Consider the following 22,794-nt stretch of genomic DNA (forward strand, 5'->3'; position numbering starts at 1 on the left):
GTGCTTACAACACACCAACCTCTTTCATACAATCACGCATCATTTGGTAGGTTCGCTCGATGTCGGCATCTAGACCAATAGAAAAACGAATCAAGCCGTCTGTTAATCCCATGGCTGCTTGTTCGTCTTCGGGAATTTCAGAAGAAGTAGAAGTCCCAGGTGCACTAAAAAGTGTTTTATAAAAACCTAAACTTACAGCAAGATATCCTAAGTTGCGTTCTTGCATGAGTTCCATAAGTTCGTTGGCTTTGTCTAAACTTCCAGCGTCAATAGTAAGCATTCCTCCATATCCATACTGTTCGTTCATCATGGTTTTGTAGATCTCGTGACCCGGATGTGATGCCAGTCCTGGATATACAGTACGCAAGCCATCGGCTTCAAATTTTTGAGCTAGATACAATGCGTTTTTACTATGCTGTTGCATGCGTATATGCAAGGTGCGTAGGTTCTTTAAAATGGATGCAGCACGCAGGCTGTCCATAGAGGCTCCCAAGAGCATGCAAGCGCCATCGTTTACATTTCGTAGGGTGTCGATTAATTCTTGGCTTCCGCAAACTACACCACCCATAGTGTCACTGCTACCATTGATGAATTTTGTTAAACTGTGCATCACCACATCGGCTCCTAGTTTTGCAGGAGAAATGGTCAGAGGTGAAAAAGTATTATCCACCAATAATTTCAAATCGTGTTTTTTGGCAATAGCAGCCAACCCTTTAATATCTGCAATCTCGAGTAATGGATTACTCACGCATTCACAGAATAGTATTTTTGTGCTTGGTGTTATAGCAGCTTCAACAGCTTCTAGGTTTGTAATGTCTACAAACGACGTTGAGATGTTAAGTCTAGGCGTGAAATTCTTTAAAAACGCATAGGTTCCTCCGTATATGGTTCGGCTCGATACCACATGATCCCCAGATTCGCAAAACTGTAAAATAGTTGGAGTGATTGCTCCCATACCACTGGCGGCAACATTTGCTGTTTCTGTTCCTTCCATGGCGGCTAAAGCTTCTCCTAAATATAAATTTGAAGGCGTAGAGTGGCGCGAATACAAATAGCATCCATCTGCATTACCCTCGAAGGTATCGAACATGGTTTTTGCCGATAAGAAGGTGTAGGTAGAGGAGTCTGAAATGGATGGATTGACGCCTCCAAATTCGCCAAAATATTGCAAATCTTGTATGTTGTTTGCGGGTTTAAACTCTTTTTTTGCCATAATATAAAATGTTGTGAGATGTGTTGTTTTTTCTGAAATGTTAGATTGTTTTAAAAATCTGATATTCTACTGAATAATAAACTAATAAACATCAAAAATAGATTAAAATAGAATAATTATCAATAACTTAATTGTTATTAAGAATATTTAACTATTTAATTAGCTTTGTAGTGGTTTTAAAACTGAAAAATCTTCTTGTATTGTGTATTTTTGGGAAAAATTTTCTAAATGAAATTAGATACTACAGATTTGCTCTTGCTTCAATTCTTACAAGAAGATAGCAAGCAAACTAATAAAGAACTTTCGGGAAAACTAAACCTTTCTGTTACTGCCGTATACGAACGTATCAAGAAATTAGAGCGTAATGGAGTCATTAAGAAGTATGTCGCACTCCTTGAAAAGAAACAGTTAGATATTGGCTTTATGGTATTTTGTCATGTTAAATTATCACAGCATACCGAAACAAATATCGCAGCCTTCGAAGCTGAGGTGGCGCAATTAGACGCCGTGTTAGAATGTTTTCATGTAAGTGGTGAGTTCGACTATTTGCTAAAAGTGGTTGTAAAAGATATGGATGCCTTTAGAGAGTTTATGATCAATAAACTAACCTCTCTTAAGCATATTGGAAGTACACAAAGTTCTTTCACCATTAATGAGGTAAAAAATACAACGGCTTTTAAAGTATCATGAGTTCTAAAAAAGCACTTTTTATAGAGTTTTTAATACTCTTTGTTTGTATCCCCATTGGGCTCACTCTTGCCATTCCAATGTGGATTAAAATACCTGTGGTTGTCATTGGTTTTGGCTATTTGTTATATGTGCTTAAAGGACTCAGATTGTTAAAATTTCAGATACAACCAGCATTGCCTTGGATTTTGTTTTGGAAACGAATTGGCATTACATTTATAGGCATTGCTATTATTACAAGTGTATATGTTTGGAATGTAAAGCCAGAAGCTTTGTTTTATATTCCTCTCAACAAACCCTTACTTTTTGTTATTATTTTGTTTGTCTATAGCGTATTTTCTGTATGGCCTCAGGAATTAGTCTACAGAACCTTTTTCTTTGAGCGTTACAAAACCTTGTTTCAAAATAAAAAGATGTTAGTGCTCGTCAACGCACTTGTGTTTTCATTAGCGCATTTGTTTTTTAAAAATACCTTAGTGCTTCTGCTAACCTTTGTTGGCGGGATTTTATTCGGACTTACATTTCTGAAATTTAAAAGTACCACATTGGTTTCTATAGAACACGCGATCTATGGAAATTGGTTGTTTACAGTAGGCATGGGGCAAATGTTGGCATTTCCAGGAATGGATGTGTAAATTTGATGCGCATACAACCCTTTATATTTTTATTGCGTCTATAAAAAGAAAAAGACTTTATGAAAAAAATACTCTTAGTAGCTCTAGTTTTGTTGCTCGTTTCTTGCAACAGTTTAGAAAAATACAATCAAGCAATTCTCAATCCCCAACCCGTTGAGGCATTGCACGAAGATGTAGATAAAACCTACCAAAAATTAAAGCGAAACCATCCTCGTTTGTATCAATATATTTCTAAAGAACAATTAGAATTTAAATTTGATAGCTTAAAACAAAGCATTACAAAACCCCTAACTAGCAAAGAGTTTTATAAAAAATTGGCGCCTGTAGTAAAGAGTGTTGGACAAGGGCATATCAGTCTTAATCCTCCGCAAAAAAAGAGAGACAAAGCCATTAGGAAAAAATATCGATTCAAAAAATTTAATTTCGACAAATTAGATTTCAACTATGTTGAATCAAAACTCTTTATAAACAAAGCAATAGAGCAAGATACTTTGTTGATAGGTGCAGAAGTCTTGGAAATAGGAGATAGAACACCGCAAGCTATTGTAAGTGAATACAATAAGTATCTAGCTAGTGATGGCTATAACACCACCTTGTTTGATGCTTTTGTAGGCTCACGTTTTTTAGGATATTTTTATTACGAGTTTGGTTTTCAAGATAGCATTCCAGTTACTTTTAAACAAAGAGATTCTGTATTTACAAAAATGTTTAGATGGGAGGATAAGCAGAAAAAGAATCTTGAGGCGAATGAAGAAAAAAAAGAAGATACCTTAGTGAAAAAGGAATTTAAAAAACTCACTAGAGCAGAGCGCAGAAAACGAAAAGACTCCGTAAAGTTAGTGCGTAAAAAATATAAAAAGTACGGATATAATTATACCACCAAAGAGTATGCGCGTAACTTTAGTTTTATTGGTGCCGATAGTACGGTAGCCTACATGAAAATACGAGGCTTTACTGCTGGAGGCTACAAAGATTTCTATAAAGATACTTTCAAGGAAATGGATAGCTTAAACACGCAAAATTTAATCATTGATTTAAGAGATAATGGAGGCGGATCTATCAAAGAAATTGACTTGATATACTCTTATCTAACAGATAAAGAATATGTCTTTTTAAATGAGAGTGAAGTCACAAGAAGACTTCCAGTTTTAAATATGTTTATGACCAACACACAACCAACAGTGTTGAAGTTTTTCGCAGGTTTGTTCTCTCCCGTAATTATTACACACAACCTCATAAAAACCAAAAAGAGAGATGGTGTGTTGTATTACAGATTAAAAGGTACCAAACCTCAAGAACCACAAGAACATAATTTTAAGGGTAAGGTATATGTGTTAATCAACGGAAATTCTTTTTCTGCTTCCTCCTTATTGTCTACCCACTTAAAAGCAACCAAACGCGCTACCTTTGTAGGACAGGAAACGGGTGGCGCTTATAACGGAACTGTTGCTGGTTTATTTAATGACTATGAGCTACCAAATTCTAAAGTGCGCATACACATGGGAATGTTGCAAGTAGAAACGCCTCATAAAATAACACCAGATGGGTATGGTGTGACACCAGATGTAGAGATTATGCCTACCGTTTCAGATCTTGAGAAGGGTATAGACCCTCATATCGAGTGGGTTTTAAACGACATCGCTACAAAGCGTTAAAATTTCAGAAATTCAATATGTACTTCTTAACAGAATTGTACCTTTGCAATCGCACTTCGGAAATTTTAGTTCCCGAAACAATGTTAATTAAAAAAAGAGCAGTATGTCAAAGTATGATGTTGCAGTAATAGGTTCTGGTCCTGGTGGCTACGTAGCGGCAATCCGTTGCGCACAGTTAGGGATGAAAACCGCAATTATCGAAAAATATAACACCCTTGGGGGAACATGTTTAAATGTTGGATGTATTCCTAGTAAAGCTTTACTAGATTCATCACATCACTACGAAGATGCCATCAAGCATTTTGAAGATCATGGTATTGAAATACCTGGAGATGTAAAGATCAATTTCAAGAAAATGATCGAGCGTAAAGCATCTGTGGTAGAACAAACCACCAAAGGGATCGATTTTTTAATGAACAAAAACAAGATTGATGTTTTTACAGGAGTAGGTTCTTTTAAAGATGCTACACACATTGAAATTTCAGGAGAGAAAAAACAAACGATCGAAGCTGCACATACCATTATTGCTACCGGTAGTAAGCCTGCAACACTTCCTTTTATCACCTTAGACAAAGAGCGTGTGATTACCTCTACAGAAGCTTTGAGCTTAACAGAGGTGCCAAAACACATGGTTGTTATTGGTGGTGGAGTTATTGGTTTAGAGCTGGGTCAAGTATACAGAAGATTAGGTGCTGAGGTATCTGTGATTGAGTATATGGATAGAATTATTCCTACCATGGATGCAGCACAGAGCAAGGAGCTCATGAAGGCTATGAAAAAGCAGGGTGTGAAATTCTTCTTATCTCATAAAGTGAGTGATGTTTCTAGAAAAGGAAAAGAAGTAACCATTACGGCTACCGATAAAAAAGACAAAGAAGTAACCTTTACGGGAGACTATTGTTTGGTTTCTGTTGGGCGTCGTGCTTATACTGATGGACTGAACTTAGACAAAGCGGGTGTAAAAGCTAATGAGCGTGGGCAGGTAGATGTAAACGATCATTTACAAACCAATGTGGCAAATATCTATGCTATTGGAGATGTAGTTCGTGGTGCTATGCTAGCCCATAAAGCTGAAGAAGAAGGAGTTTTAGTTGCTGAAATATTAGCTGGCCAAAAGCCTCATATAGATTACAACCTAATTCCTGGAGTGGTGTACACGTGGCCAGAAGTTGCTAGTGTTGGTAAAACGGAGGAACAATTAAAGGAAGCGGGAGTAGCGTATAAAGCTGGACAGTTTCCAATGCGTGCCTTGGGTAGAAGTAGAGCCAGTGGCGATACCGATGGATTTGTAAAAATATTAAGTGATGCTACTACAGATGAAATCTTAGGTGCACATATGGTAGGAGCACGTTGTGCCGATCTTATTGCTGAAATGGTCGTAGCGATGGAATACCGTGCTAGTGCAGAAGATATCGCACGCATGAGTCATGCGCATCCAACCTATGCAGAAGCGGTAAAAGAAGCAGCATTGGCTGCAACTGGAGATAGAGCATTGCATATTTAATATATTAGGAATGCCTATGTCAGACTGAGCTTGTCGAAGCCCTTCGACAGACTCAGGGTGACAGTTAATTACCTACTATTTTTGTTAGTCTCAATGTTATTTTTTTACTCATCATCGATATAATTTTAAATTTCAATATCTTTAAAAAATGAAAAAAATAATAGCCTTTGCAGGAAGTAATAGTAGTACTTCAATAAATCATGCTTTAGTATCATATGTAGCTTCTACTGTTCAAAACTGTGATGTTAGTGTGTTAAAGCTTACCGATTTTAAACTACCTATGTACAGCGAGGACATAGAAAATAAAGAAGGATTTCCCGATACTTTAAAAGCATTGGTTTCAGAAATTAAAGCTGCCGATGGTGTCATAATTTCCGTAAACGAACACAACGGAACTGTGTCTGCTTTTTTTAAAAATGTATTAGATTGGTTGTCAAGAATCGATGGTAGCTATATAGAAGGTTCAAAAGTGCTTTTATTAAGTACTTCTCCTGGAGCTAGAGGTGGTAAAACAGCCCTTCAATATCTTACAGATTTTTACACGAGAAAGAAGGTGGCCATTGTAGACAGCATTCCATTTCCATCTTTTAGTGAGAACTTTTCAGTAGAAACATCAAAAGTCACGAATCAAGAACAAGCTGCAATACTTCAGGAGGCAGTTTCTAAATTAGTAGCAGCGCTGTAGTGAAGCGTTTTTCTAAAACACATCAGGTAGTACTTACCGATACTCTAAAGCAACAACTGTTGCAATGGGCTCAACAATTTGAAGAAGTTGCTTGGTTAGATTCTAACGCCTACCAACAAAATCATAGTAGTTATACAGCTATATTGGCAGTAGATGCCTTTACCGCAATAAAAACAGATGCTAGCAAGGCTTTTGAGCAGCTTGAAGAATACCAAAGCACTACCAAAGATTGGCTGTTTGGATATTTGAGTTATGATCTTAAAAATGATGTTGAGGCTTTGGACTCCAAAAATTATGACGGATTAACATTTCCAGAATTGTATTTTTTTCAGCCCAAGAAGGTATTTCTATTTACCGAAACAACACTAACCCTTGCGTACCTAAACATGGTGGATGATGAGGTGGAAACCGATTGGGAAGCAATTTTGAGCACGGAAATTTCCGAAAAGAATATTTCAGAAAAACCCATTAAAATACGATTGCGAACCTCAAAAGATAGCTATCATCGTAAAGTAAATAAGATGTTACAACACATACAACGGGGTGATATTTATGAAGCTAATTTTTGTCAGGAGTTTTTTAGCGAAGATGTGGTACTCAATCCAGCTGCAGCTTTTTGGCACTTAAATGAATTGTCTAAACCTCCCTTTGCTACCTTTTTAAAGTTAGAACAACAGTATGTGTTATCTGCCTCTCCAGAGCGGTATTTAAAAAAGGAGGGTCAGCAAGTTATTTCGCAGCCCATCAAAGGGACCGCAAAACGTGCTGTTTCTAAAGAAGAAGATACTGCACTCATTAAACAGCTTGAAAGCGATCCAAAAGAACGCAGTGAGAATATCATGATCACAGATTTGGTTCGAAACGATTTGTCTCGGTTTGCAGCAAAAGGCAGTGTAGTGGTGGAGGAGCTTTGCAAAATTTACACCTTTGAACAAGTGCATCAAATGATTTCGACAATAAAGTGTGAGGTTTCTGAAGACATGTCTCCTGTTGAAATTATTAAAAATACCTACCCAATGGGCAGCATGACAGGCGCACCTAAGGTTAGCGCCATGCACATTATCGAAAAACTAGAAGATGCAAAGCGTGGGATCTACAGTGGTGCTGTGGGCTATTTTACACCTTCTGGCGATTTCGATTTTAATGTGGTGATTCGTAGTATTTTGTACAATGCTGCTACAAACTATGTAAGCTTTTCGGTGGGTGGTGCTATTACTGCCAAGTCGATACCAGAGGCCGAATACGAAGAGTGTTTATTGAAAGCCAAAGCCATGCGACAGGTATTGAGCTAATAAAATTGTGTTAGCGATATTTTATTGCTATTTATGCACTATAATCATGTGCAGAAAACGTGTTTCAAGAATTCGAAAAACATATCGCAAATAGATTTCCTTCTTTACAGCAACAAAAGGTGTTAGTAGCCTGTAGTGGGGGAGTAGATAGTATGGTATTACTGCATTTGTTACATCTATTAGGATGTGATGTTGGTGTGGCACATTGTAATTTTTCACTTCGGAAATTGGAGAGCGATGAAGATCTTGCTTTTGTTGAAACAACTGCGCAGCAACTCAATATCCCTGTATTTACGAAGGTTTTTGATACCAAAACATATGCCACAGCAAATGGACTATCGACACAAGTAGCCGCAAGAGAACTAAGATACCAATGGTTTGGACAACTAGCTAACGATCATGAATATGATGTTGTAGCAACAGGACATCATGCAGATGATGATCTAGAGACCTTTTTTATTAACCTTTCTAGAGGTACTGGTTTACGCGGATTAACTGGAATACCCGATCAAAACGAACAAGTGATACGTCCTTTACTTCTTTTTTCTAGGGCTGAAATTTTACAGTATGCAAAAAAAGAGCAGTTGTTTTGGAGAGAAGATAGCAGTAATACATCGCGTGATTATGTCCGAAATAAGTTGAGGCTTGATACCATTCCTTCTTTTAAAGAAGTAAACAAAACAGTGCTTCAAAATTTTAAACAAACACAAAAACATCTCAAAGAAACCAGCGCATTATTAGACGATTATATGGCTTTGGTTTCTAAACTTGTGGTTACACAACAAGAAGATGGTTTTGAGATAGATATTGAGCAATTAGAGGCCTTACCAAATACGAAATCCTTATTATTTGAGTTATTATATCCGTTTGGCTTTACAGACTTTAAAGCCATCTCTAAGTTGTTAGCGAGTGGGTCAGGGAAAAAGGTGTTGTCTAAGAAATATCAAGTGTTGAAAGACAGAACCAGCTTGATTATTACAGAAAGAACTTTGAAAAAGGATATTTCAGAATATTTTATTGAAAAAAATCAAAAAAATATAAACAATCCTTTAACATTGACACTTACTCCTACCAATAAAGTGGGAAATATTGATGCTACTACCATTTACGTAGCTGCTTCAAAATTGGTGTATCCTTTAAAAGTGAGAAAATGGCGTGAAGGTGATGTTTTTCAACCCTTTGGGATGCAAGGAAAAAAGAAACTTAGTAAGTTTTTTAAAGATGAAAAGTTATCTTTGGTCGCCAAAGAAAAAATTTGGTTGTTAGAAAGTGATGCTACCATTGTTTGGGTAATCGGCTTAAGAGCAGATGATCGATTTAAAGTCACCGACACAACAAAAGATATTTTAAAAATTGAATGGAATAAATAGACGACTATAGCCTATGAAAAAGTTACTCCCTATACTACTGTTTTTGGTTGCGACCTTAAGTGGTTTTGCACAAATTTTAGAGCCTGTAAAATGGAATTCGGAAGTTAAGAAAACTGGAGATGACACCTATGAGTTGATATTTAATGCTGATATTCAGGATGAGTGGCATTTGTATACACAAAATATTCCTGAGGGTGGCCCTATTCCGACTTTGTTCACATTTCAGAACGAAGACAAGAAGTTTGAATTGATAGGAAATGTTAGTGAAGGAGAATCTCATAGTAGCTTTGACAAGATTTTTGAGATGGAACTATCTTATTTTGATCATACAGCTCAGTTTGTTCAAAAGATCAAAGTACTAGATCCATCTTTAACGACAATAAACGCAGGTGTAGACTATCAATCTTGTGATGACAAACAATGTATTTTTGAAATGGAGGAGTTTGAACTTGCCATTAAAGAAGATACATCAAATGCTGGGAGTCAGATTTTTGAACCAGTTACTTGGGATTCGGAAATCAAAAAGATTGGAAATGATACGTATGAGTTAGTTTTTAATGCTACTATTCAGAAAAACTGGCATGTCTACTCTATTAAGCCTTTTGATGATTCTGACCCAACGATTATTGGTCCGATAGCAACTTCTCTTCGATTAGAAGATGATAGTCCGTATGAGTTAGTTGGGACTTTAGGTCAAATTACTGAGCCTCATACAAGCTATGATAAGGTGTTTGAGATGGATTTAGAATACTTTGATAATGCGGCTAGTTTTAGTCAGCAGATTAAAGTAAAAGATACCTCAATAAAAGATATTACCATCACCATGGATTATCAAACCTGTGATGATGAGAAATGTATTTTTCCATCGAAGGATTTTGAGTTTACGATACCAGATGCCAATGCAGAAATTGTTTCGGCTTCTGGCGCTTCAGTGAGTGAAGATTCTGATGATGATACTGATTCTCGCGGTATGTGGACTATTTTTATTTTATCCTTCTTTTCTGGTTTTGCAGCCTTGTTAACACCTTGTGTGTTTCCAATGATACCGATGACTGTGAGTTTCTTTACGAAGCAAAGCAAAAACAAAGCTGCAGGAATTAAGAACGCTATACTGTACGGTATTTTTATTATCGTAATCTATGTTTTATTAGGATCTCTTGTAACCGGAATTTTTGGAGCTGATGCTTTAAATGCATTGTCAACCAATGTATGGTTCAATATTATTTTCTTTGTTCTATTAGTTGTTTTTGCAACTTCTTTCTTGGGTGCTTTTGAGATTATGTTGCCAAATTCTTGGGCGAATAAAGTAGATAGTAAAGCCGATAAAGGAGGGATATTAGGAATTTTCTTTATGGCATTAGCATTAGCGATTGTCTCTTTTTCATGTACAGGTCCAATTGTTGGAACACTACTAGTAGAAGCTGCTTCTAAAGGAGGTCTAGCGCCAATTATTGGAATGTTAGGATTCTCATTAGCTATAGCATTACCCTTTGCGTTGTTTGCAATGTTCCCAGGATGGCTTAACTCTCTTCCTAAGAGTGGTGGTTGGTTAAACACTGTGAAAGTGGTATTAGGGTTCCTAGAGTTAGCATTAGCATTTAAGTTTTTGTCACAGGCGGATTTAGTATTGCAATTACATTGGTTAGAAAGAGAAGTCTTTATTGCTATCTGGATAGCTATTTTTGGAACCCTAGGCTTATATCTTCTTGGAAAAATAACCTTGCCGCATGATTCACCTATTAAGCATATCTCTGTAGGGAGATTGTTATTAGCCTTATTAACATTATCTTTTACGATATATATGATTCCTGGCCTTTGGGGAGCGCCTTTAAATTTAATTAGTGCATTCCCACCACCTCAGGAATATAGTGAATCTCCTTATGGTGTTGGATATTCTAAATTAGGTGGAGGAAGTGCAAGCGCAGATCATGGTGATTTGCCAGATGGAGCACATTTGTTAGCACCGCATGATATTTTAGCTTTTAACGATTATGATAAAGGACTTGCGTATGCAAAAGAAATTGGAAAACCAGTGATGATTGATTTTACGGGTTGGGCATGTGTAAACTGTAGAAAAATGGAACAAAATGTTTGGCCAAAGAGTAACATACTTCCAATTCTTAAAAACGATGTAGTGCTCATTTCTTTGTATGTAGATGACAAAAGAGAACTCCCGGAGAGCGAACAGTATACAAGTAAAGAAACAGGCAAGAAAATTAAGACCATTGGTAACAAATGGAGTGATCTTCAAATTAAACGCTACAAAGCCAATGCACAACCTTTTTATGTGCTAATGGATCACAATGAAGAAAATCTTAATAAACCAGTAGGGTATACGCCAGATGTTGAAGATTATAAAAACTGGTTAAAGTCTGGAATTGGAGCCTTTAAATAGGATAATTACAATCACATTTTTGTTTAGGTAAAAAATAGAGCGCTACATATCTGCAGCGCTCTTAACAAACCTAACTTAGTAAATTATAGTAGTATTCTTGATAAACTTTCTATCCCCACAGAAAATTTCCTCGAAATACATATTCACTAATTTATATATCAAATTTACATTACACTATCTCATAAGTCTATACGTACTAACACGTATTTTCTTATAAAAGCATCGGTTTTAGACGAACTACACTTTTTTTGGTTGTTTTTTTAACAAACAATTAGTCAGTTGTTAAAATTTTAGTTTATAGTTTCGTTTTTTGAATTAAAAATGAACCGTCCATCTATGAAATACGCTTATATTCTAGCATTTGTTAGCTTTTTGTTTGGTTGTGCTAGCTCAAAAAATAATAACAAAGTAGCTATTTCAAAAGCTAACACCACAGAAAAACTAGCATCCATTCCCTTTGAAGTAATTACAAATGAAGCTATTAAAGGGAGTATCCATAGATTTGATTCTTTTCCAAGTACCTATGTACTCCCAAGAACAGTTGATGTATGGTTTCCAGAAGACTATTCTAGCAATAAAGAGTATGCTGTGTTGTATATGAATGATGGTCAGGATTTGTTTGATCCTTTAGTAGACAAACGTAAACCCGAAATGCAAATTGACGAAACTATTTCAAGGCTGGTTTCAGAGGGAGCAATACAGGATGCTATTGTGGTTGGAGTCTATAATATTCCTAGTCAAAGAAGCGAAAATTATTTTCCGCAAAAACCAATCGATTTATTACCTGTAAAAACAAGAGATTCGTTACTTAAAATTGTAAGGGCCTTTAGTAAGGATTTTAAGATTAACTCAGATGATTATTTAAGATTCATAACAAAAGAGCTAAAACCCTATATTGATCAAGAATATGCCACTGCTAAAGGGTTTGAGCATACCTTTATGGCGGGTGCTAGTATGGGCGGACTCATATCTATGTATGCGGTTTGTGAATACCCAGAGGTGTTTGGGGGTGCTATAGGTATGAGTACGCATTGGGTTGGCGCAGTTCCAACTCCCGGAAACCCAATACCAGAGGTGTTTTTTAACTACATGCGTGAAAATCTACCTCCTCCGAGTCAGCATAAATTTTATTTTGACTTTGGTACTAAGGGCTTAGATATGTTTTACACGCAATATGAAGATGCTGTAAACAATGTGTTCAAAGAAAAAGGGTATTCTAGCTCGTTATTTCGAAACCTAAAATTTGAGGGTGGAAATCATAATGTAGCTTCTTGGCAACCTAGACTACCAGATGCCTTGGTTATGATGTTGGGAGAATAAAAAACCTGCAGCAATTTGTGCTACAGGCCTTTTAGTGTTGATGGTTATTAATATTTTACTACTTTGAAATTGAACGTTTCTTTTCCTTCAATAATTCCAGTAGCTATGTATATTCCAGTTGGGAGTGTTTCTATTGAAATTTGGGTTTCTTTTGTATAGTTTTCCTTCTCAAAGACTAAGAGCCCTTTACTATCATAAATACGAATTTGTGCTGCATTTCTAGAAAGTTGAAAATAACTATTCGCGGGGTTAGGAAATAGCTTAATTAGATTGTTACTGGTAACAGATGTTGTTCCAAGTTCTGTCATTTCATTTGCATAAATATGATATTCACCTGGTGCCAATGTAATAAGGTCTGAAGTACTAGAGACATTAATTTGCGAACCATCTATCATATCATACCAGCTGCCTGTTTCTTGAAAAACTGGGTTTATGATTTGTTCTGTAATACCAAAATTACCTATGATGTTTACATATCGAATTTCATCCCCTGAAGCAGATGGATCTTCTAATTGTATCTTTTTTAAACCATTGTTGTTTGAAACATCTAAGCTGAAATTTTCGGTATCAAAAATGCGTTCATTTTGACGGATACCGATAAATTGTCTCCATTTTGTGTGAAGTGCAAGTCTTCTTTCATCTCCAAAATATCCATTTTCAAAGGCAATAGGTTTTGGGTCTGTTCTACAGGCTTCATTAATGCTTCCATCTTGGCAGTAATTGATGCTATAATCGTATCCTATTTCGCCGAATTGCCATATCATTTTAGGTCCTGGGATTGTAAAATAAAAGGCACCTGCTAATTCCATTCTCTGCAATGCAGTGGCTAAGTCTTTGGTATCGTAATTTGCATTTCCATTTCCAAAGGCCTGATTTTTATAATTGAGACGTTCTTCATCATGGCTTTCCATATACCCGACAGAAGAAGGAGTTTCCCATCCTCTGTTTAGATATGAAATAGAGCTGAAATCTGAGTTGTTGGTATAACCCATCGTCGCTTCATTATAATTGAAATTGTGGTTACTCCATACCATCATGCCTGGTTCGTTAGGATTGGTGGTCGCTCTGTGTTCTATAAGTTCTGTTTCTTCGGTATTGGGTGCAAAATGTTCTAGAATTACATAAGCTGTTTCATCAAAAGCTCTTAGTTCATCGTACATGCGTTGTAGTATTGTAATTCTACTAGCATCATAGTTTCCTCCATCACCAACGGTATTTGTAAATCCCTTGGTAAAGTCGAAACGGTACCCATCAATATGATATTCTTCTAACCAAAATTGATTTAACCTATCAACATAGTCTTCTGTATCTGGTGAGGTATGATCTATATCATTAAAGAATGAGAACGTTCCGTTAGGATCGGTAACATTAAAAATTGGGTTTTCTTCTGTGGCTTGTCCGTTGAAACATCCGTTACAATCGTTGTACATTCTGTAGTAAGGGTTTCTTCCTGTTGCATGGTTGTAAACCACATCTAAAATAACTGCAATGCCTCGCGCATGACATTCGTCTACAAAGGTTTTAAATGCATTTTTTGTACCGTAGTACTTATCTAATGCCATATGAAACGAACTGTTATATCCCCAGCTAATATTGCCATCAAATTCATTTACCGGCATTAATTCTATTGCGTTGATTTTTAAATTTTGAAGATAATCTAGTCTTTCAACTAATGCTTCATAGCTATGCAATGCCACAAAATCTCTAATGAGTAACTCATAGATGACAAGTTCATTTTGTTTGGGTCTTTCAAAATTTTCAATCTGCCAATCATAGGGTGTTTCACCCACAGTAAACCAGCTTACATCAAACTGTGTTTTGCCAGTAGGATATTCGGGAAGGTTAGGGAAGGTTGTAGCATCAATAAAAGGATCATCAAATTCATTTAGGATATATGTTGAGTACGGATCTGCAACATAAATTTCTCCCTCCACAACATATTGAAATAAAATTTCAGGAGTACCACTAGAAAGTCCATCTAAGGTTATCCAATGGCGATTGCTTGCGGTATCGATATGTAGTAAGTTTTCATTGCTTAACCTCCAATCGTTATCATTAAAATTTCCGACAACATGAATAAATTCTTTATTGGGCGCATACAATACTAAGGTTGCGGTATCTGGATTACTTGGGTCCAGATTTATTCCGTTTTTCATCCCTGAAGGCACTGGGGAAGTTTGTGGATTTGGTGTTGTAATGGCATTAAAAGTATGGGTGATTGAGCTTCCAGAGCTGCTATCTGTAGTAGTAAGTTCAAAAAAAGAATCCTCAGTAATAGCGATCGCATAATTAAAAACATCGGTATTGTTTTGAGTAGTTTCTAAAGCTCCATTTAGGCGTAATTCGAAATTTGAATTTGTGCTAGAGCTTGCATTAATAAGAAGATTTTCTCCAGTATTCACGATGGTATTGGTCTGTGTTGGGCTTGTGAGATCTACTTGAAACAATCCAACTTCGACCAGATGATCTTGTGTTTTTCGTTCGCCGTTACCCATATCACTACCGTCTTTTGCTTTAGCAAGCATACCGATACGTCCAATTTCCGAAGTATTATAAAAAACAGAAGGGGTGAGGGTAAACGAAAATGTACCATCTCCATTATTGGTGAACTTTTGACTTTCAGAAGAGTTTGTCCATGCGCCGTTTGTGGGTGAATCTCCCGCTGGGATATCGTTTAGGTCAAAATACCAAGCCCATAGGTAGATATCTGATACATCCCATATAGAAGGATCTATATCTGAAACTGTAATGGTTATTTCGTCATCTACTTCAAAAGTAGCAGGGCTTACAGTAAAGGTTGCATTTTGCTGTTGTGCGATTGCTACACATGAAATGAGCCAAGCAAATAGAAATAATTTTATTTTTTTCATTGTGTTTTTTTATAAAAAAAAAGAGGGTTGCCTAGACCCTCTTTTTAACTTCAAATAATTAACAAAACTACTATCAATATAGTGCCGTTATTTTAGATTATTGTAATTCTAAAGAGTATGTGTATGCTCTTGGGTTTGATAAATCTAGGGTTACCAAGTAAGTTCCGTTTTCAGTAACGCCAATGTTGTCACCACCAAATTCTAAAGACCCGTCAGCTCCAGAATCTCCTAAATTAATATCCCAAGCATCATTAGCTCTAAACTTAAGACCGTTATCTGTTGGCATTTGCTCTACTAGATCGATCACGATGGTCCAAGTTCTTGAATCTGGATTCCAGGTCATATCTGTATCACTATCCCATCCTGTTGGTGTTGCATTTCCAATAATTCCCCATGATGTTTTAGTACAGTTATAGGTTAAATCTGTTGTGTTTGCTTTTACCCAATAGTATCCTTCACCGTCTGGTACACCAGCATTACTTTCATCTTCTAAAGCTAATACTTCAGAGTAATTTCCATCAGGTCCTGTAGCATCACCGTAATCTGGATTTCCCCATGCAAAGCTTCCATCTGTTCCAGGCTCAACCAATTTAAATTGATCTTGTAGATATACAAAACCTTCATATTCTGTATTACCAATACCCGTTGAAGCTAAATAAGGAACGTAAGGTACTCCTGAGTTTTCATCTGGATTCCAGTCTTGGTGCGGTCCTGGTACCGCAAGTCTTGGTAATGGGTCTTCCATAGGTGCCTCATCTTCTGGAAGAACAATAGTAAGTTGCATTGCTTCAGAAATTTGTTCTAAACCACCTTCTGTTCCTACAGAAGCTTTGAGTCTTGCGTAGATACTTCCTGAGTTAGGCGCATCAGTTTCCGGATCTGCATCCAAGCCAAGTTCTGCAGCCCAACCTAACATTTCTCCAATTGTTACAGCAAATTCTGTTTCAGAGGTAGAGCCAATAAGAGTTGGTTCTTCAAAATCTTGAGTAGCTGAACGCTCTAATTCATAAGTTACTACAGTGGCTTCTCCAAAATCTGCTGCACTCCAGGTAAAACGCTCTCCAAGGTTTCCAGCGGTAGTTGGCGTAAGAATATATTCATTAGAAAATGAGTTTGTAAAGGTAAGCCCTGTAGCTTCTTGTGCTACAAAAACTACATCATCTTCTGTTTCACAAGCATTAAAACCTAAAGCGGTGATACATGCTATTACTAAAATTGCTATTTTTTTCATTATAAATATTTTGTTTAATTATTAATAACCTTCGTTTTGAACTAAATTAGGATTGATGCTAAGATCTGTTGCTGGTAAAGGCATCAGGTCTCTAAATGCTTCTGTAGTAACTCCTTGTGGGACATTTCCTTTAAAGGGCCATATTCCTTGGTCGCTAAATTGACCAAAGCGAATTAAATCTGTACGTCTGTGACACTCCCAATAAAGTTCTCTTGAGCGTTCATCTAAGATAAATTCAAGAGTAAGATCTCCACTACTAATATTTCCACTTGTGTCACCATAGGCTCTCACTCTAAGTTCGTTGATGTAATCTGCAGCAAGAGCAGCATTTCCGCCACCACCTCTTGTAACCGCTTCTGCGTACATCAAGTAGATGTCTGCAAGTCTAAACATAGGGAAATCTGTATCTGGATGATTGTCTGGATCACTTCCAGGGTTTCCATCTACATCCACATTACGATACTTTTCTACGGCATATCCATCTCCAAAATTACCTATGTTTACAATTTCTTTTGTTTGTCCATCGGTGTAAAATTGAGCACGTCCATCGGCTGAGTTTTCTTCTCCTTCAAATTTTTCAACAAATGCTGAGGTAGTGCGAATACCAAACCATCCGCCATTGATGCCAAATTCTGCAGGATCCATACTTCCTCCAACAGGTGCATGTACCATAAATGTCATTCCACCAAAAGATTGGGTGTTTAATCCATCAAATGGGATTGCAAAAATGGTTTCAGTTTGAGATCCATTGGTGTCATTGTCTGCTAAAAAAAGTTGCGTGTAAGGAACCTGTGCAATGCTATAGCCAACTCCTAATACTTTTTCAAGATTGATGATGGCATCTGAATTACGAGGCGTACCTGTGTATACTTCTGCATTTAAATATAATTTTGCAAGGAGTGTCCAAACAGCGGCTCTATCTGCACGACCATATTCATTTTGTTTCGCAGCGATGATACTATTTTCTATAGCGAGTAGTTCAGCTTCTATGTATTCAAATAGATCTGCTCTTAAAATTTGTTGCGGTAAGAAAGCACCAATTGCATCATCTTCTGTTACAAAAGGAACATTTCCGAAGAGATCCATAGCATGCCAGTAGCTTAAGGCTCTCATAAAACGAGCCTCGGCAATATAGTTTTGCACTTCTGCTCTTAATTCACCTGTAACTCCTCTGCTATCTAAGAGTTCTGGACTTGTTTGTCTTACAAATTCATTACATAAAGCAATTTGATAGAATATACGTGAATACATGGTACGAATAAATTCATTTCCATCGGTCCAGTTTTGTCCGTGTAGATCTTGAATGGTACCATCGTTCCAAGCAATTACAGCTTCATCTGTTGTTAATTGTTGCATTTTCCAATACAATCTCAAATAGTTTGAGAAACCTTCGTCTAGACCTTCTAAGTCTGGATTTCCAGCAGGACCTTCTTGTCCGCTTACAGAAATCCCGGCATAAATTTTTGCAAGAAAAGCACGATAGGAAGCTGGATCTTCAAATGCATTTGCAGAGGTATTTCTGTCATCTTCTGGCGTAAGTTCTAGATCTTGTTCACACGACACCATAAAAAGTGTAAGTGTAAAAAAGAAGAGAACCTTTGTGATTTTAGTATACATAACTTTTTATTTTTAATATTAATATGTAAAGTTTAATCCAAACACATAACCACGTGGTCTTGGATAAAAATTATTGTCGATTCCGTTTGATATTTCTGGATCAATACCGTCATATTCGGTCAATACAAATACATTCGTTGCAGTTAAAGAAGCTCTTAGGTTTACTTTTTCGAATGGGAATTGATATCCAATTGAAATATTATCAAGTTTCAAGAAATCTGCTCTTGTGATATAATAATCTGAGAAGAATTGTGCTTCTTGAAAGTTTGTGTCTAATACACTGGTACTTCCATTATTATTGAAGTCTCCTGGAGTTCCTAGTGTACTAGCAGTAAATCCAGTGCTTGATGCAACATTATCATACACATAATTCCCTAAGCTTCCTCTAAGCGTAAACCCAAAGTCAATGTTTTTGTAACTCATATTCGAAGTAAAACCAAGAAATACATCTGGAGTTCCTTTTTTGTATGCTTGTCTATCAGCTTCCGTAATTTGATTGTCTCCATTTACGTCAACATAGGCACCTTCAATTGGGTTTCCAGCATCGTCATATACTTGACGATATACAAAAAACGTAGAAGGATCAAATCCAGGTCTCCAAAGTTGAATGGTATTTCCTACACCTCCAGAAATCCCTCCTTGTGGAATAAAAAACTCACTATCACCACTTAAGTTCAATGAGGTGATTTCTACTTCTTGAAGTGTACCGTTTGCGTTGATTTCCCAGTTGAAATTTTCACCTTGCGCTAAGGCTGCATTGATCCCTAATTCTAACCCTCTACTTCGTGTAGCTCCAACATTTGTTGTTACTAAATCTGATAAGTTAGACCCAGCAGCTGTAGGAATACGCGCTAATAAATCTTCAGTTTCTCTGTAATATCCATCTACAGAAATATTTAGTCTGTCAGTAAAGAATCCAAAATCAATTCCGGCATTGTACTGAGTAGTTTCTTCCCATTTTAGATTTTCATCAAATTCTTCAGGTCTTAACGTATTAATAAAGTCATTTCCAAATTGAACACTTGCAGACGATTCACCAGGAGTGTAAACTCCAAGGTAACCGTAGTTTTGTCCTATTTCATTGTTACCTGTTACACCATATCCACCTCTAAGTTTTAAGGTAGAGAAGGTATTACTGTCTTTCATGAAATTCTCATTGCTAATTTTCCAACCTACAGATGCTGCTGGGAAATTACCCCAACGGTTGTCTTCACTAAAACGAGAAGATCCATCTCTTCTAAAACTTGCAGAGATTAAATATTTGTCATTAAAATCAAAACTAACACGTCCGAAATAAGACTCTAATGCATTTCTTTCTAAAGAAACTGGCTTTGTAACAAGAACACCATCTTCTGTGATATCTTGATTTGCTCTAATAAAAAACTCTTGATACGAGTGACCTCCTAAAACTTCGTAGCTAGTATTCATACTTTCTAAGTAGTTTTTGTATTTTAAAATGAGGTCTAGGTTTGTGTTCCTATTAATTCCTGTATAGAAGTTTCTGAACAAACCATTTTCTTGTGTAGCCGAATTAGCGTCAATAAATTGTTTTCCATCCAATTCTGAATAATCAAAACCTATGTTTGAGACGAAATTTAATCCATTTACAAATGGGATAGCATAGTCTATATTTAAGTTTGTGATATTTCGTTTACTTCTGGCTCTATTTTCATCTTGCTCTAAAAGACCTACTGGGTTTCTTGGAGCTAGTGTTACAGGAGAACCATCGGGTTGCGTGTACTCAAAATAACCTCCAAAAGGACTATTAGGTCTTTTAATAGGTTGTGTTGGGTCAAATGCTACTGCAGCACCTATAGCTCCTGTATTTGCATAGTTGTTGGCATCAAGACTTCCCACTGAAGTAAGTCTTAATTTTAAAGTGTTCTTAAGTAAATTTCCTGTAAGACCAAGTGTCAATGCATTTCTTCTATACAAATCTCTTCTTAATACACCTTGTTTGTTTGTGTTGTTGTAGTTGATTCTGTACGTAAAGTTTTCAAATCCTTGTGAGGCTGTAATGTTATGAATACCACCTGTAGCAGTACGATAAATTTGGTCTTGCCAATCGGTGTTTGCATTTCCTAAGAAAGAAGCGTCACCATCATTATCGGCTACAAATTCTCTGAATTGATCTGCAGAAAACACATCTACTCTGTCGGTAGCCTGTTCTGATGAAAATTGAAATCCATACTCCACTTTAAGCGGTGCTCCTTTTTTTCCTTTTTTAGTGGTAATTAAAATTACACCATTAGAAGCACGTGAACCATAGATTGCTGTTGCAGAAGCATCCTTCAAAATTGTAAATTCTGCAATTTCAGATGGGTTGATTGCATTCAAAGAATTACGTACCCCTTGAGTCCCTCGTTGATCTAATGGAATTCCATCAATTACAATTAAAGGGTTGTTGTTTCCAGAAAGTGACGAACCACCTCGGATTCTTATTTCTGAACCACCTCCAGGTGCACCACCAGTATTTGTGATTCTAACACCCGCAGATTTACCTGCAATTAATTGATCTGCAGAAACAATGATCCCTTCATTAAACTCTTCTGTAGTGACACGTTGTACCGCTCCGGTAGCGTCTTGTTTTGTGGTAGATCCATACCCTATAAGTAATACTTCGTCTAGCGTTGCAGCATCTTGTTCAAGTGAAATAGATACTATATCTTGACCTTCATAGGCTATTTCTTGCATTTCATATCCAATATAACTATAAGTAAGTATATCACCATTAGTTACATTGTCTATTGAATAGTTTCCATCAAAGTCGGAAGAGGCGCCATTATTTGTGCCTTTAACGATTATGTTAACTCCTGGAATAGGAATTCCGGTTGATTTATCAGTAATTGTTCCAGTTACAGTTGATTGCGCAAAGAAAAGGCAAGGCATTAACATGAAAAAAACAATACTGTATTTTAGTTTTAGTTTCATAAATTTTTCTAAAATGTTGGTTTTTAATTGTTTAAGACTATAATTTTACTTCCTATTGTCAAATGTATATTTTTTTTAATAGAAAATTATCAATTTGATAATGTCAGGGTTTACGAAAACGTTTTCGTGTTAATAAGTTATATAATTTTAACATTGTGTGAATCTTTTTACCTTCTTTTAAAAAAAAAGCACTCTCAAAATATCTATCAATTATTTGTAATTTTACACCATGCAAAAACTAACGCTAAAAAAAATTGCTAAAGAGCTAGGGGTATCTATCTCTACGGTGTCAAAATCCTTACGGGATAATCCCGAAATTAGTGAGGAAACACGGCAAAAAATAAAGGCGTTTGCAAAGACTTACAATTATAAACCTAACAATATTGCATTAAGCCTAAAAAATAGACGTACTAAGACACTTGGGGTTATGATACCCGAAATTGTACATCATTTTTTCACCACGGTTATTAGCGGCATCGAAAAAGTTGCCAATAAGAGGGGATACAACGTAATTGTTGGTTTGTCTAATGAATCTTTCTACAAGGAAGTTTTAAACATGGAAATGCTTGCAAATGGGAGTATAGACGGGTTTATAATTTCTGTTTCAAAAGAAACTTTATTAAAAAAGGACTATCATCATTTAAATGAAACCATTAATCAAGGAATGCCTATTGTTATGTTTGATAGAGCCGTTGAGGAGGTATTATGTGATAAAGTGATTGTAAATGATACAGAAGGAGCAAAAAAAGCGACCAAGCACCTTATTGCTCAAGGGAGAAAGAATATTGGCATTATTACTACAGAAGATTATGTAAGTGTTGGTAGCGATAGAACTAAAGGATACAAAATAGCATTAAAGGATCATGCAATTGCGATACAGGATGATTTTATTCTCCGCTTAGATGATGAATTAAATGATGAATTACAGATTGATATGCTTCAAAAAGAGGTTACTTCATTTCTAGATAGCAATCCTCAACTAGATGCAATTTTTGCGGTTAATGAAATCTATGCACTCTCTGCAATGAAAGCAGCAAAAACCTCAGGTAAAAGGATCCCAGATGATATAGCAATCGTTGGTTTTACAGATGGAATCCTCTCTAAATACGCATCTCCAAGCCTTTCTACGGTGAGTCAGCATGGAAAAATGATTGGCGAAAATGCTGCAGATTTATTGATTGATAGATTAGAAAGTAATGATGAAGAAATGCCATTTAAAACAGTTGTTATCAGGACAGAGCTCGTAGAACGAGATTCTACCTAATAATTTTAACTTTGTGTAGTTAGTTTTTTTTCTATATTTACACCCATAATTATCAGAGACTATATTTTTACTTCCTACCCTAATATAGCTTTGATACTTTTGTAGACATTAACTATGATGTCTTC

15 protein-coding genes are annotated in these 22,794 nt (G+C 36.4%); 10 read left to right on the plus strand and 5 right to left on the minus strand.

Going from position 1 to position 22,794, the window contains the following annotated elements; genetic code table 11:
* Positions 1-4: 4 nt before the first annotated feature.
* Positions 5-1,213, minus strand: a complete 1,209-nt coding sequence (locus ACY2RS_RS10185; protein WP_490098547.1) for an aminotransferase class I/II-fold pyridoxal phosphate-dependent enzyme — start codon at positions 1,211-1,213, stop codon at positions 5-7.
* A gap of 228 nt (positions 1,214-1,441) precedes the next feature.
* Between ACY2RS_RS10185 and ACY2RS_RS10190 the strand changes: the two genes are divergently transcribed.
* The 9 genes from ACY2RS_RS10190 to ACY2RS_RS10230 all read left to right on the plus strand — a co-directional run bounded on the left by ACY2RS_RS10190 (position 1,442) and on the right by ACY2RS_RS10230 (position 12,756).
* Positions 1,442-1,903 (plus strand): Lrp/AsnC family transcriptional regulator, encoded by a 462-nt coding sequence (locus ACY2RS_RS10190; protein ID WP_490098548.1) that lies wholly within the window; start codon positions 1,442-1,444, stop codon positions 1,901-1,903.
* Positions 1,900-2,535: a CPBP family intramembrane glutamic endopeptidase gene (locus ACY2RS_RS10195; protein ID WP_490098549.1), complete on the plus strand. Its 636-nt coding sequence runs from the start codon at positions 1,900-1,902 to the stop codon at positions 2,533-2,535. The genes ACY2RS_RS10190 and ACY2RS_RS10195 overlap by 4 nt, the downstream gene beginning before the upstream one ends.
* Before the next feature lie 59 nt (positions 2,536-2,594).
* Entirely contained in the window at positions 2,595-4,190 is a 1,596-nt protein-coding gene (locus tag ACY2RS_RS10200; RefSeq protein ID WP_490098550.1) for a S41 family peptidase, read from the plus strand.
* Positions 4,191-4,293: 103 nt separating this feature from the next.
* On the plus strand, positions 4,294-5,694 hold the full coding sequence (gene lpdA, locus ACY2RS_RS10205; protein ID WP_490098551.1) for a dihydrolipoyl dehydrogenase: 1,401 nt from the start codon (positions 4,294-4,296) through the stop codon (positions 5,692-5,694).
* A 148-nt stretch (positions 5,695-5,842) separates the two neighbouring features.
* Positions 5,843-6,379: an NADPH-dependent FMN reductase gene (locus tag ACY2RS_RS10210; RefSeq protein ID WP_490098552.1), complete on the plus strand. Its 537-nt coding sequence runs from the start codon at positions 5,843-5,845 to the stop codon at positions 6,377-6,379.
* A complete protein-coding gene (gene pabB / locus ACY2RS_RS10215; RefSeq protein WP_490098553.1) occupies positions 6,379-7,671 on the plus strand; it encodes an aminodeoxychorismate synthase component I in 1,293 nt (430 codons plus the stop codon). The genes ACY2RS_RS10210 and pabB overlap by 1 nt, the downstream gene beginning before the upstream one ends.
* Positions 7,672-7,730: 59 nt before the next feature.
* Positions 7,731-9,041 (plus strand): tRNA lysidine(34) synthetase TilS, encoded by a 1,311-nt coding sequence (tilS, locus tag ACY2RS_RS10220; RefSeq protein ID WP_490098554.1) that lies wholly within the window; start codon positions 7,731-7,733, stop codon positions 9,039-9,041.
* A gap of 13 nt (positions 9,042-9,054) precedes the next feature.
* Positions 9,055-11,436: a protein-disulfide reductase DsbD family protein gene (locus ACY2RS_RS10225; RefSeq protein ID WP_490098555.1), complete on the plus strand. Its 2,382-nt coding sequence runs from the start codon at positions 9,055-9,057 to the stop codon at positions 11,434-11,436.
* Positions 11,437-11,772: 336 nt separating this feature from the next.
* Positions 11,773-12,756 carry an alpha/beta hydrolase gene (locus tag ACY2RS_RS10230; RefSeq protein WP_490098556.1) on the plus strand — a complete coding sequence of 328 codons (984 nt, stop codon included), beginning with the start codon at positions 11,773-11,775 and terminating at the stop codon, positions 12,754-12,756.
* Between the two features lie 47 nt (positions 12,757-12,803).
* Here the strand turns inward: ACY2RS_RS10230 and ACY2RS_RS10235 are convergent, their stop codons facing one another.
* The 4 genes from ACY2RS_RS10235 to ACY2RS_RS10250 all read right to left on the minus strand — a co-directional run bounded on the left by ACY2RS_RS10235 (position 12,804) and on the right by ACY2RS_RS10250 (position 21,405).
* Complete coding sequence (locus ACY2RS_RS10235) at positions 12,804-15,626, minus strand: alpha-amylase family glycosyl hydrolase (protein WP_490098557.1); 2,823 nt, start codon at positions 15,624-15,626, stop codon at positions 12,804-12,806.
* Positions 15,627-15,723: 97 nt separating this feature from the next.
* Positions 15,724-16,857 carry a SusE domain-containing protein gene (locus ACY2RS_RS10240; protein WP_490098558.1) on the minus strand — a complete coding sequence of 378 codons (1,134 nt, stop codon included), beginning with the start codon at positions 16,855-16,857 and terminating at the stop codon, positions 15,724-15,726.
* A 21-nt stretch (positions 16,858-16,878) separates the two neighbouring features.
* A complete protein-coding gene (locus tag ACY2RS_RS10245; RefSeq protein WP_490098559.1) occupies positions 16,879-18,474 on the minus strand; it encodes a RagB/SusD family nutrient uptake outer membrane protein in 1,596 nt (531 codons plus the stop codon).
* A gap of 18 nt (positions 18,475-18,492) precedes the next feature.
* Positions 18,493-21,405: a SusC/RagA family TonB-linked outer membrane protein gene (locus tag ACY2RS_RS10250; RefSeq protein ID WP_490098560.1), complete on the minus strand. Its 2,913-nt coding sequence runs from the start codon at positions 21,403-21,405 to the stop codon at positions 18,493-18,495.
* A 229-nt stretch (positions 21,406-21,634) separates the two neighbouring features.
* Between ACY2RS_RS10250 and ACY2RS_RS10255 the strand changes: the two genes are divergently transcribed.
* Positions 21,635-22,669 carry a LacI family DNA-binding transcriptional regulator gene (locus ACY2RS_RS10255; protein WP_490098561.1) on the plus strand — a complete coding sequence of 345 codons (1,035 nt, stop codon included), beginning with the start codon at positions 21,635-21,637 and terminating at the stop codon, positions 22,667-22,669.
* Positions 22,670-22,794: the final 125 nt, after the last annotated feature.

The sequence above is a fragment of the Patiriisocius sp. 208BN25-11 genome (assembly GCF_058147145.1).